This is a genomic window from Quatrionicoccus australiensis (genome assembly GCF_020510525.1).
Lineage (GTDB): Bacteria > Pseudomonadota > Gammaproteobacteria > Burkholderiales > Rhodocyclaceae > Azonexus > Azonexus australiensis_B.
This window is the reverse complement of the sequence record NZ_CP075188.1, coordinates 4,087,795-4,100,456: the sequence shown is the minus strand read 5'-3', so window position 1 is coordinate 4,100,456 and position 12,662 is coordinate 4,087,795. Positions and strand designations below refer to the sequence as shown.

Sequence of the window (12,662 nt, the reverse complement as noted above, 5' to 3'; positions counted from 1 at the left end):
AAGAATTAGCCAAGAAAAAGCTTGTAGGCCGGGTTGCGGCTTTCATCCCAGTGGGCGTAACCCAGGTTCTTGAGGAAATTCCGGAACTCGTCCATCTCGGCCGCCGGCACCTGCATGCCGACGAGGACGCGGCCGTAGTCGGCGCCGTGGTTGCGGTAATGGAACAGGCTGATGTTCCAGCCGGCGCTCATCTGGGTCAGGAAATTCATCAGGGCGCCCGGCTTTTCCGGGAATTCGAAGCGGTAAACCAGTTCCTGCATGCCTTTTTCACAGACCTGCGGCGCATGCCCGCCGACCATGTGGCGAATGTGATTCTTCGCCATTTCGTCGTCGGTCAGGTCGAGCGCCGGGTAGCCGTGCTTGACCAGCTGTTCGACCAGTTTTCCCGATTCGTGGCGGTCGACCACCTGGATACCGACAAAAACGTGCGCCTCGCTGGCCGTGTGGTAGCGGTAGTTGAACTCGGTGACGTTGCGCTTGCCGATCAGGCCGAGGAACTTCTTGTAGGCGCCCGGTTTCTCGGGCAGCGTCACGGCGAGCACGGCTTCGCGGCGTTCGCCGACCTCGGCGCGTTCGGCAACGAAGCGCAGGCGGTCGAAATTCATGTTGGCGCCGGAGGTCACGGCGACCAGATTCTTGTCCTTGAGCTTGTGCTGGCGGGCGTATTCCTTGGCGCCGGCAACGGCGAGTGCCCCGGCCGGTTCGACGATGGAACGGGTGTCTTCGAAGACGTCCTTGATCGCGGCGCAGATCGCGTCGGTATCGACCAGGATGATGTCGTCGAGGTATTCCTTGCACAGGCGGAAGGTTTCCTCGCCGACGTATTTGACCGCCGTGCCGTCGGAAAACAGGCCGACCTGTTCAAGGCGGACGCGCTTGCCGGCGGCGATCGACTGCTTCATCGCATCGGCGTCGAAGGTCTCGACCCCGATCACCTTGATTTCCGGGCGCAGGCGCTTGATGTAGGCGGCCACGCCGGCCGCCAGGCCGCCGCCGCCGATGGCGCAGAACACGGCATGGATCGGCCCGTTGTGGCGCGAGTGCTGGCGCAGGATTTCCATGGCCACCGTGCCCTGGCCGGCGATCACTTCGGGATCGTCAAAAGGGTGTACGAAGGTCAGCTTCTCGGATTTTTCCAGTTCCAGCGCATGCGCGTAGGAATCGTCGAAGGAATCGCCATGCAGCACGACTTCGCCGCCGCGCGCGCGTACCGCGTCGACCTTGATCGCCGGCGTCGAGGTCGGCATCACGATGACGGCGCGGCAGCCGAGTTTCGCTGCCGACAGCGCCACGCCCTGGGCATGGTTGCCGGCCGAGGCGCAGATCACGCCGCGCTTCATCTTCTCGGCCGAGAGGCTGGCGATCTTGTTGTAAGCGCCGCGCAGCTTGAAGGAAAACACCGGCTGCATGTCTTCGCGCTTGAGCAGGATCTTGTTGCCGACGCGGATGGAAAGGTTCGTCGCCAGTTCGAGCGGCGTTTCAATCGCAACGTCGTAAACCTGTGCGTTGAGAACTTTTTCCAGATAGTCGGGTACTGCGTGCATGGTGTTTTCCTGCCGGGCAAAAGACGAAATCTAGCAGCTTCAAGCAGTGTTTGTCTCTCCGGGGCATTGCAAGGCGATATGCGGGGGCCCAGAATTGCCGGCTTATTAAAAAATAATCAGGAGAATCTGCATGCGCACCGGGAAGCTGGCTACCCGAGTTGCGATCACTGTGGCGGGCGTTTGCGGCCTGGCATTTGCGATCGTGGCAATTTTTTCGCTGTTCACGTTTTCACGCGCGGAGCGCCTGAGTGCAGAAGAGGCGGCGCGCGGTCAGGTTTCGGCCGTCGTCGACCTGCTCGAACTGACTGCCAAGACGCACGAAGCGGCTGGCCGCAAGCGCATGGGTGTCCTCAAGATGATGCTGGGCGATACGCTGAAGTCAGCGGACGCGACTGGCGAGAAGGATGCTTTCGGCCTGCCCGTCTATCGGGCGGGCGGCGAAGTGGTCAATGGCAACGAAAAACTGATGCTGCGCTGGAAGGAACTCCTGATCGCCGAGCCGGCCTTGCTGTTGTTCAACGACAAGGGTGAGATGGTGCGCGCGGCGACCTTGCTCAAGGACAAGGACGGCAAGAGCATGGTCGGCAAGCCGATTGCCGCCAATGCCCCGGAAACGAAGACGGTGCTTGAGGGCAACGAATGGTCGGGCGTCGTCCAGCGCAGTGGCAAGTTTTACGTCAGTGCCTTCCTGCCGATCAAGAACAGCCAGGGCAAGGTGGTCGGTGCCTGGTCGGTGCGTTCGAATGTCAGCGACGACATGGCACGCCTGAACGAAACCCTGAAAGGCATGAAGTTCGGCGATACCGGTTATCCCTACGCGATCAAGGTTGAAGCGAACGTCGAAGACAGCTATTTCACGCTGCATCCCAAGCTTGAGGGCAAGAACACGAAGGAAGTGAAAGGCCCGATGCTGATGCTGGCCACCGAAATGTCGGCCAAGGCAGAGGGTACGATTGTCTATCCCTATACCGACGAGAAGGGCAGCGAGCGGGAGAAGATCGTCGTCTTCAAGCGTTCGCCGGCCTGGGGCTGGACGGTGGCAGGGGGTACCTGGATCGACGAATACAACAAGAATGCTGCCGCGATGCGCTGGCAGTTGAGTATTGCCTGTCTGCTCGGTGCGCTGCTTTGTGCCCTGGCCGCCTGGGTTGCCGCCAACCGCGGCCTGGCCGGAGTGATGCCGGTGGCCGAGGGGGTACGCCGGATGGGGGCGGGCGATTTTTCGCAGGCGATTCCGCCGGCCCATTGCGAAATCGGGGTGATTGCCAGCGAAGCGAATACCGCCCGGGAAAATATCGGCGGTCTGGTGCGCAACATTGCCCGCTCGTCGACCACCGCCTTTGCTTCGGCCGAATCGCTGGAGCGGGCAGCCCAGTCCGTGGCGGCTGCGGCCGAAGAGCAGTCCGCTTCCGCCAGCGAGCTGGCGGCGGCCGTCGAGCAATTGTCGGTGAGCATCACCCATACGGCCGACCAGACCCTGCATTCCGAAAAGGCGGCGAACGAAACACTGGCGCTGGCACGGCAAGGCATGGCGGCAGCGACCGCGGTCAGCAGCGAAATGCGCAAGATTGCCGAAGAAACGGCCAGTGCCGAAGCCCTGATGGCGCAGCTGGCTAGCAATGCCCGGGAAATTGCCGGCATGGCCGGGTCGATTTCCGAGCTGGCCGACCAGACCAACCTGCTCGCCCTCAATGCCGCGATTGAAGCCGCCCGCGCTGGCGAAGCCGGACGCGGCTTTGCCGTGGTGGCTGACGAAGTGCGCAAGCTGGCGGAAAAATCCGCCCAGTTCACGGCGCAGATCACCCAGACTGTTTCCTCGACCTCGTCCGGCACCGCCAGCGCCGCCGAGAACGCCAAGCAGATTGCCGGTCAGGCCAGGGAGGCGTCGCGCTTGGCCGCCGAGGCGGAAACCGCACTGGAGGCAATTGCCGAGTCCGGCCGCCGCTCGGTCGAGGCGTCTTCGGAAATCGCCAGTGCCGCGAACGAGCAGGGCACGACCAGTCACGCCATCGCCCAGGCCGTCGAGCGCATTGCCCAGGCTGCCGACTCGAACAGTCTGCAGGCGGGCAGTCTGCTCGGCGAAGTGCGCGCGCTGGAAAACGTGGCGCGCTCGCTGGAGCAAAGCGCGGCCAGTTTCCGCACTTGACCCTGCCCGAGTTCGATCCCGCTTACGGGCTGTGGGGCCTCGGCCTCTACAGCCTGTTGGCGGCGACGTTGTTGCCGGGTGGCTCCGAGCTGGCCCTGTACGCCTTCCTGCGCCAGGAGCCAAGCCTGGTTTTTGCCGCGCTGGGCATGTCGACCGCTGGCAACACGCTGGGCGGCATGCTGTCGTGGTGGGCCGGGCGCTATTTGCCGCGCTGGCAAAAACTTGAGCGTCTGCCTTATCTGGCGGCGTTCCAGCGTTGGGGCAGTTCCGTCCTTTTGTTGTCCTGGCTGCCGCTGGTTGGCGATGCCTTTTGCGTTGCCGCCGGCTGGCTGCGTCTGCACTGGTTGCCCTGCTGCCTGTTCATGGCCGTTGGCAAGTTTGTCCGTTACTGGCTGGTGGCGCAGACGGCCTTGCCGCACTGAGGCTTTCAGCGGTTGGCGCCAGCGGCGTGTTCGCGCGCCAGCGCCTGCTTCTGTTCTTCCTTGATCTCCTGCCAGGAACGTCCGGCCTCGATGCCGGAAAGACGGCTTTCGAACTTGCGGCAGGCCCTGGCGAGGACCGACTCAAGCGTGATGCCGCGCGCCTTTTCCAGCGCGATCACGGCATTCAGGCTGTTCCAGAGCAGGTCGCCCAGTTCGTCTTCCAGATAGGCGCCACGCTGCCGGGGAATTTCCTCGATGACCTCGTCAACCTCGTCCTTGAGGCCGTGCAGATAGCTTTCCGGGTCCTTGTACCAGGGATTGTTCCGGTCATACACGGCTTTGCGTCTGACGATAGCCAGCAATCTTTCGAAGTTTTCCATAGCAACCAGGTCGATTTTCGGGGGGCTGTCGCGATTTTGCCCGAGACATGTTGTCGTGTCGCCGGTCGACGCGATGCGGAGCGGCATTTTCGCGTCGCTGCGGGCAAAGCGGGCCGGCAAGCTGCGCAAACGGACTGAACCCCGGGCCGATGTCGTGGTCGACTGAACCCGCGTCTTGCGCTGCAATACGCTAAAATCCACCTTTTGACGGACCCCCGGCTGCTTCCATGACTGCCCGCCTGCGCGAAATCCCCTACAACTACACTTCGTTTTCCGATCGCGAGATCGTCATCCGCCTGCTCGGTGCCGACAACTGGGCGGTGCTCGACGAACTGCGCAGCGAGCGCGTCACCGGTCGTTCGGCGCGCATGCTCTACGAAGTGCTCGGCGATATCTGGGTTGTCCAGCGCAACCCGTATCTGGAAGACGATCTGCTCGATAATCGCGAGCGGCGCGATGCGCTGGTCAGCGCCTTGCGTCATCGGCTGAGCGAAGTCGAAAAGCGGCGCGCCGAAAGTGCCCAGGAAGACAGCGTACGCGCAGCCCGGGTCAAGCGCCTGGTCGAGGCGGCGCACGAAGCCGTTAACCGTTTCGAGACCCGCTTTGGCGAGACCCTGGACCTGCGTCGCAAGGTACTGAAGTATCTCGGCAAGCACACGCGCAAGGACAACATTGCCTTCGACGGTTTGGCCCGCGTTTCGCACGTTACCGATGCGACCGACTGGCGCGTCGAATACCCCTTCGTCGTCCTCTACCCGGATACCGAAGAGGAAATCGGCCATCTCGTGCGCGGCTGTATCGAAGCCGGCCTGACCATCATTCCGCGGGGCGGCGGTACCGGCTACACCGGTGGCGCCGTGCCGCTGACGCCTTATTCGGCGGTGATCAATACCGAAAAGCTGATCGACATCGGTCCGGTCGAGGAACTGGTGCTGGCCGGCCATGAAACGCCGTACGCGACGATCCGCACCGGCGCCGGCGTGGTCACCGATCGCGTCGCCGAAGCCGCCTCGCTGGCCGGCCGCGTCTTCGCGGTCGACCCGACCTCGGCTTCCGCGTCCTGCATCGGCGGCAACATCGCCATGAATGCCGGCGGCAAGAAGGCCGTGCTGTGGGGCACCGCGCTCGACAACCTGGCCTGGTGGAAGATGGTCGATCCGGACGGCAACTGGCTGGAAGTCGAGCGCGTCAATCACAACTACGGCAAGATCCACGAGCAGGAAAATGTCGAATTCCGCCTGAAGCGCTTCGACCCGAGCGGCAAGAAGCTGCTCGGCGAGGAAGTCCTGACCATGCCAGGCGCCGCCTGCCGCAAGGTCGGGCTGGGCAAGGACGTCACCGACAAGTTCCTCGGTGGCGTGCCGGGCGTGCAGAAGGAAGGTACCGACGGCATCATCGTCGCGGCGCGCTGGGTGCTGCACAAGATGCCGCCGGTGACGCGCACCGTCTGCCTCGAATTCTTCGGCCAGGTGCGCGAAGCGGTGCCGGCCATCGTTGAGATCACCGATTACTTCAAGCCGGGCGGTGCCGGTCTCGCCGCCGGCGTGCAGTTGGCCGGCCTGGAGCATCTCGACGAGCGCTACGTCAAGGCGGTCGGCTACGCGACCAAGGCCAAGCGTCACGGGCGGCCCAAGATGGTGCTGCTCGGCGATCTCGTCGGGCACGACGAAAATGCCGTGATGGCGGCAGCTTCCGAAGTTGTCCGCATGTGCAACGTGCGCGGCGCCGAAGGCTTCATTGCGGTCAACGCCGAAACGCGCAAGAAATTCTGGCTCGACCGTTCGCGTACTGCCGCGATTTCGCGCCATACCAACGCCTTCAAGGTCAATGAAGACGTCGTCATTCCGTTGCCGCGCATGGGCGATTACTGCGACGGTATCGAGCGCATCAACATCGAGCTGTCGACACAGAACAAGCTCGCCCTGTGCGACGCGCTGTCCGAATTCCTCAAGGGCGAACTGCCGCTGCACCGCGGTGACACGACGCTTGATACCGACGTGCTGATCGGCGATCGCCGCCAGGCGGCCCTGGACTATGTCGAGGCGGTGCGTCTGCGCTGGGAATGGTTGCTCGACAATCTCGACCTGCCGCTCGCCGAAGCCGAATCGCGCTTCCTGTCCTATGGCGTGCAGGCCGGTGAACTGAGCAACCGGGCGGAAAATCCGCGCTTGTTCCACCGCCTGCAGGATTACTCGGTACGCGTCTCGTGGAAGCAGGAACTGCATTCGCGGCTCTCCAAGATCTTCGACGGCAGTGTCTACCGCCCGATCATCGAGCGCATCGAGGCGATCCACAAGGAAACCCTGCGCGCCCGCGTCTTCGTTGCGCTGCACATGCATGCCGGCGACGGCAACGTGCACACCAACATCCCGGTCAATTCGGACAATTACGAGATGCTTCAGACGGCCAACAAGGCGGTCGAGCGCATCATGCACCTGGCACGTTCGCTGGACGGCGTGATTTCCGGCGAGCACGGCATCGGCATCACCAAGCTCGAATTCCTGACCGACGCCGAAATCGCACCCTTCCGCGCCTACAAGCAGAAGGTCGATCCGCACAACCATTTCAACAAGGGCAAGCTGATGCCCGGCGGCGACATGGGCAATGCCTACACGCCGTCGTTCTCGCTGCTCGGCACCGAATCGCTGATCATGGAGCAGTCCGAGATCGGCAAGATCTCCGATATGGTCAAGGACTGCCTGCGCTGCGGCAAGTGCAAGCCGGTCTGCTCGACGCATGTACCGCGTGCCAACCTGCTCTACAGCCCGCGCAACAAGATCCTGGCAACTTCGCTGCTGGTCGAGGCCTTCCTCTACGAGGAGCAGACCCGGCGCGGCATTTCGCTCAAGCATTTTGACGAATTCAACGATGTCGCCGACCATTGCACGGTCTGCCATCGCTGCGTCAAACCCTGTCCGGTCGACATCGATTTTGGCGATGTTTCCGTCGCCATGCGTAATTTCCTGCGCAAGCAGGACAAGAAGCGCTTCAGCCCCGGTACCGTGGCGGCGATGACCTACCTGAACCTGAAGGATCCGGCGACCATCAAGCTGATGCGCGGCGTCATGATGGACTTCGGCTTCAAGGCACAGCGCCTCGCCCACAAGGCGGCCAAGGCGCTCGGCCTGATCCAGGATAGCCGCGCCCATCCGCCGGCCACGCTGGGTGCGCCCAGCGTCAAGACGCAGGTCATCCACTTCCTCAACCGGCCGATGCCGGGCAACCTGCCCAAGCGCACCTCGCGCGCCCTGCTCGACATCGAGGACGCCGAAGTCATCCCGGTCATCCGCAATCCGCAGAAGACGACCGAGGACTCGGATGCCGTCTTCTACTTCCCCGGTTGCGGCTCCGAGCGCCTTTTCTCGCAGGTCGGTCTGGCCACCCAGGCCATGCTCTACGAAATCGGCGCGACCACGGTGCTGCCGCCGGGTTACCTGTGCTGCGGCTATCCGCAGACCTCGTCGGGTGACGAGGACAAGGGCCAGAAGATCACCACCGACAACCGCGTGCTCTTCCACCGTGTCGCCAACACGCTGAACTATCTCGACATCAAGACGGTGATCGTCTCCTGCGGCACCTGCATGGATCAGTTGCAGAAATACCAGTTCGAGAAGATCTTCCCGGGCTGCCGCCTGCTCGACATCCACGAGTACCTGATGGAAAAGGGCGTCAAGCTGGAAGGTGTCGAAGGCACGCGCTACATGTACCACGATCCCTGCCACACGCCGATGAAGGTCTATGCGCCGCTCGCCGTGACCAAGGCGCTGATGGGCCAGGAAGTACCGCTGACCGACCGCTGCTGCGGCGACGCCGGCTCCTTCGCCTATTCGCGTCCGGATATCGCGACCCAGGTCAAATTCCGCAAGCAGGAAGAAATCGAGAAGGGAGCGACAGCCTTGCGCGCTGACGGCTTTACCGGCGACGTCAAGATCCTGACTTCCTGCCCGGCCTGTCTGCAGGGCCTGTCGCGTTACGATGACGATGCCGGCACCAAGGCGGATTACATCGTCGTCGAAATGGCCAAGCACCTGCTCGGTGAAAACTGGATGGTGCAATACGTCGACCGTGCGAACAATGGCGGGATCGAGCGCGTATTGCTCTGATTTTTTGCTTTTTCTGGCCGTCTACCGGTAAATCTTGGCAATCCGTCCGGTAGCGGCTTGCAGTATTCTGTTTCCGGTGTAATGCTTTCTCCATAAAGGGGGATGCGAACGTGGATAACAGTGGCAAGGTGTGTGAATTGTGTGCGACGACTGGCGGAGAGGTGCTCTGGCAATCGTCGCTTTGCCGCGTGGTCAGGGTTGCAGATCCTCACTACCCGGGCTTTTGCCGTGTCATCCTGAATGCGCATGTCCGTGAAATGACCGATCTTGACGCCGGCCAGCGTCGGCAGTTGATGGACGTCGTTTTCGCCGTCGAGAGCGTGGTCCGGGACCTGTTCAAACCGGACAAGATCAATCTCGCCAGCTTCGGCAACATGGTGCCGCATGTGCACTGGCACGTCATTCCGCGTTGGCAGGATGATCGCCATTTTCCCGAGCCGATCTGGGGAGCGGTACATCGCGATGCTATCCCCGGGATACCGGAAGTCGCTAATGCCAGTCTGGTCGCTGCCCTGACCCTGGCGCTTGGAACTGTCGGACAATAGACTGGATCCATCATGAGCACGAATAACAACAATCCCTCCGAACTGTTGATTCCGGATCTGCAAAGCGGGATGGACTTCATCGCGCAATTGCCGCTGGCCAATCCGGCGCAGGCCGAACTGCAGCTGATCCGTTTCCTCGATACCCTGCTGGTGACTCCGCCTGATCCCGGTGTGCTGCTGGCGCTGCTTGAACAGGCGCGGGTACCGATGTGTTTCGTCGAAGAGGAAATGGCGCGGCGTTATCACAACAAGGCACTTCCCCTTGCCGATGAGGAAGAGAACTGTTTTCAGCAGGTTGTCGCCGCCTGGCGTCGCATGGGCAAGGCTTATGCGCTGTGTGCCCGGATCGAGGAACCTGATGCCGAGAATCCGCAATATTCCGCCCTGATGGCGGCCATCCTGCATCGCTGCCTGTATTACACGGGTATGGTCATCCTCGAGCACTACCGGGCGCGCCGCGAATTGCCGGCCGGCATCTGGATGGAGTTGCATGGCTATTACGAAACTGCCGAGGAGTGGGGCGTTGCCTACACACCGGTCGAGGATGCCCTGGAAAACACCTTGCAGGCGACGCATTGCGCAGCAGCCTACACGACCTTGTTGCTGATCGAGATTGCCAGTCCGTACAGCAACAGCGTGCGCAATCTGAATCTGATCCGGCGCTGGGCTGGCATGTGGGCGCCGCTGGTGTCTATCCACCCGCTTGAAAACGATCTGGAAGTTCCTCCTTACGTGGTCGAACTGATGAAGGATGTCCCGCTGCACCCGGGTGCTGTCGCTGACGGTCCGGGCGATGATGCTCGCCGGCTCGATACGGCGCGTCTCGGCCTGCAGATCAATCACATGATCAGCCAGTTGCGGCAGCGCATGACGCCCTCCCAGCTTGGTCTGGGCGAGGAAACCTCGGGGCATGTCATCCAGTTGCTCGAACATCTCTCCCGGCCCTGGACGCAGTCGGCTTCGCCACGCAAATTCCGGCGCTTCGATACCGAGGGGATCGCGCATGTGGCGACCGGCTTTGATGCCATGCATTTCTGCGTGACCGGGCAGGAATTCGAGCAGCCTGATTCCGCCAAAGCCTATTCGCGCGACGAGTTCGATCAGCTGTTTACCTTCCGCGACCGGGCCGAACCGGGAGTGGCATTGAGCATCAAGCCGCACATCAGTTTTCCGGTTGACGAGTGGTCGGTGATCAATCATTCGGCGAATGGTTTTCGTCTGGCGAGAACCTGTGCCGGGCAGAAACTGGCGCATAACCAGTTGATGGTGGTCCGGCCACATGATGGCGAGCATTTCCTGCTGGTCTACGCAACCTGGCTGATGCAGGAAGAAAATGGCGGGCTGGTTGTTGGTGTCGCCATTTTGCCCGGCATGCCGAGTGGTTGTGCCGTCCGCTATGCCGGTGAAGGCAATTCCGCAAACCATAAGTTCATGCGCGCCTTTTTGCTGCCTGCGGTGCCTGTGGTCCATGAAGAGGCATCGATCGTTTTGCCCGCCGGGGTTTACCAGGCAAGCCGTGTGCTCGAAGTTTTTTCCGGCGACGAGATCTGGCAGTTGCGTCTCAAGCACATCCTGCAGCGGGGTATTGATTTCGACCGGATCAGTTACGACTCCCTTTGATACATGCCGCCGGTGGAGAACGAGTGCGCTAAACTATCGCCCTCACTCCGGAGATCACTATGGCTGGCATTGATCGGGACACACCGATTCCAAGCGAAATCAAGCTGCACCAGAAATCACGTCGGCTGGAGATCGCCTACGCGGACGGTGAAAGTTTCACACTCGATTTTGAATACCTGCGCGTCTATACCCCATCGGCCGAGGCACGCGGTCACGGTCCGGGCCAGGAAACCCTGCAGACCGGCAAGCGCAATGTCGATATCGAGCGCATCGAGCCAGTGGGTACCTATGCCCTGCGTCTGGTCTTTTCCGACGGTCACGACAGCGGACTCTATTCCTGGGACCTGCTCTACAACCTGGGCAAGCACCAGGCCGAACTCTGGGCGGAATATCTGAAACAAATTGAAGCGCAAGGCCTGTCCCGCGATGTCGATACGACCTCGCGCCCGGCGGCCGGAGGATCTTGCGGTCACCATCACTGAAATCATGACTAAAGACACTACACATTTTGGCTACGAAACCGTAGCCGAGCAGGAAAAGGCCCGGCGTGTCGCCGAGGTATTCGATTCGGTTGCCAGTCGTTACGACTTGATGAACGATCTGATGTCGGGCGGCATGCATCGTCTGTGGAAGGCTTTCACCATCCAGCGCAGCGGTGTGCGCGAAGGTTCGCGTGTTCTTGATGTGGCGGGCGGTACCGGCGATCTCTCGCTGGCTTTCGCCAAGCGCGTCGGCAAGAGCGGCCAGGTCTGGCTGACCGACATCAACAACGCCATGTTGGCGCGCGGTCGCGATCGCCTGCTCGACAAGGGTTACATGGTGCCCGCTGCGCAATGTGATGCCGAAAAGCTGCCCTTCCCCGACGACTGGTTTGATTGTGTGACGGTTGCTTTCGGCCTGCGCAACATGACCCACAAGGATGCGGCGCTGGCCGAGATGTATCGTGTCTTGCGCCCGGGCGGCCGTCTGCTGGTCCTCGAGTTCTCGAAAATCTGGAAGCCGCTGGCGCCGGTTTATGACTTCTACTCTTTCCAGGTGATCCCGCGCGTTGGTCAGCTGGTCACCAATGATTCCGACAGCTATCGCTACCTGTCAGAATCGATCCGCATGCATCCTGGCCAGGAAGAGCTGAAAGAAATGATGGAAAAGGTCGGCTTCGAGAAGGTCGAATATTTCAACATGGCGCTCGGTGTTGTCGCTCTGCATCGCGGCTTCAAGTTCTGAGGTGAGTGAGGCTGGAAATCGCCTGTTTTCAGGTGTCGACCGCTACGCGTCTGGTGAATTGAGATGAACGCATTCCACCGCCTTGTTCCTGCTGCCCTGAATCACCTGATTCTCGCCGAACCCTGGGCGCAGGAGCGCCTGCGTTCCTGCGCCGGCCGTCATGCGCTGATCCAGGCCGGGCCGCTGGATCTGCATCTGCTGGTCGATAGTGATGGTCTTTTCCAGCCTGGTTCGGCGGAGCAATCGCCCGCCGTGACCATCAGTCTGCCGATTGATACGCCGATTCGTTTCCTGACTGACCGGAAGAGCGTTTTCCAGGCGGCCAAACTTTCCGGTTCTGCTGATTTCGCTGAAACCCTGGCCTTTGTGTTTCGTAATCTGCGCTGGGATGTCGAAGCCGATCTGGCAAATTATGTCGGCGATATACCGGCTCACCGGCTTGAAATGGTGCGCCATACCCTGGGCAGGCAAGCCCGGGAGTCGTTCGCGCGCTTGTTCACCAATCTGGCCGAGTATGCCAGCGAAGATTCCGACTGGATCATGCCGCGCCGCGAACTGGAAGCATTCGGTCGCGAGGTTGATGTCTTGCGTGACGATCTGGCACGTCTGGAAAAACGCCTGAATCGTCTCTGATTGCCGAGCGATAGCCGGAAATGAAAAAGGGCAGCCTGAGCTGCC

Annotated in this window: 10 protein-coding genes; 8 read left to right on the top strand and 2 right to left on the bottom strand. The window is 61.4% G+C overall.

What is annotated here, in order from left to right:
• Nucleotides 1–5: 5 nt before the first annotated feature.
• On the bottom strand, nt 6–1,544 hold the full coding sequence (ilvA, locus tag KI612_RS19415; protein WP_226441701.1) for a threonine ammonia-lyase, biosynthetic: 1,539 nt from the start codon (nt 1,542–1,544) through the stop codon (nt 6–8).
• Between the two features lie 130 nt (nt 1,545–1,674).
• On the opposite strand from ilvA, the gene KI612_RS19410 reads away from it, so the two are divergent.
• Together KI612_RS19410 and KI612_RS19405 are read left to right on the top strand one after the other, a co-directional pair.
• A complete protein-coding gene (locus tag KI612_RS19410) occupies nt 1,675–3,690 on the top strand; it encodes a methyl-accepting chemotaxis protein (RefSeq protein ID WP_226441700.1) in 2,016 nt (671 codons plus the stop codon).
• Nucleotides 3,687–4,112, top strand: a complete 426-nt coding sequence (locus KI612_RS19405; protein WP_226441699.1) for a YqaA family protein — start codon at nt 3,687–3,689, stop codon at nt 4,110–4,112. Before KI612_RS19410 ends, KI612_RS19405 begins: the two co-directional genes overlap by 4 nt.
• Nucleotides 4,113–4,117: 5 nt before the next feature.
• On the opposite strand, the gene KI612_RS19400 is transcribed toward KI612_RS19405, so the two are convergent.
• Nucleotides 4,118–4,579 (bottom strand): MazG nucleotide pyrophosphohydrolase domain-containing protein, encoded by a 462-nt coding sequence (locus tag KI612_RS19400; protein WP_226441698.1) that lies wholly within the window; start codon nt 4,577–4,579, stop codon nt 4,118–4,120.
• A gap of 140 nt (nt 4,580–4,719) precedes the next feature.
• Between KI612_RS19400 and KI612_RS19395 the strand changes: the two genes are divergently transcribed.
• The 6 genes from KI612_RS19395 to KI612_RS19370 all read left to right on the top strand — a co-directional run bounded on the left by KI612_RS19395 (nt 4,720) and on the right by KI612_RS19370 (nt 12,617).
• The gene (locus KI612_RS19395; RefSeq protein WP_226441697.1) at nt 4,720–8,595 is read left to right on the top strand and encodes a DUF3683 domain-containing protein; all 3,876 of its coding nucleotides are present in this window, start codon (nt 4,720–4,722) and stop codon (nt 8,593–8,595) included.
• Nucleotides 8,596–8,705: 110 nt separating this feature from the next.
• Entirely contained in the window at nt 8,706–9,140 is a 435-nt protein-coding gene (locus KI612_RS19390; protein WP_226441696.1) for an HIT family protein, read from the top strand.
• 12 nt (nt 9,141–9,152) lie between these two features.
• Nucleotides 9,153–10,760 carry a hypothetical protein gene (locus KI612_RS19385; RefSeq protein WP_226441695.1) on the top strand — a complete coding sequence of 536 codons (1,608 nt, stop codon included), beginning with the start codon at nt 9,153–9,155 and terminating at the stop codon, nt 10,758–10,760.
• 59 nt (nt 10,761–10,819) lie between these two features.
• Nucleotides 10,820–11,242: a gamma-butyrobetaine hydroxylase-like domain-containing protein gene (locus KI612_RS19380; protein WP_226441694.1), complete on the top strand. Its 423-nt coding sequence runs from the start codon at nt 10,820–10,822 to the stop codon at nt 11,240–11,242.
• 4 nt (nt 11,243–11,246) lie between these two features.
• Nucleotides 11,247–11,984, top strand: a complete 738-nt coding sequence (ubiE, locus tag KI612_RS19375; RefSeq protein WP_226441693.1) for a bifunctional demethylmenaquinone methyltransferase/2-methoxy-6-polyprenyl-1,4-benzoquinol methylase UbiE — start codon at nt 11,247–11,249, stop codon at nt 11,982–11,984.
• 63 nt (nt 11,985–12,047) lie between these two features.
• A complete protein-coding gene (locus tag KI612_RS19370) occupies nt 12,048–12,617 on the top strand; it encodes a ubiquinone biosynthesis accessory factor UbiJ (RefSeq protein ID WP_226441692.1) in 570 nt (189 codons plus the stop codon).
• The last annotated feature ends 45 nt before the right edge of the window (nt 12,618–12,662 follow it).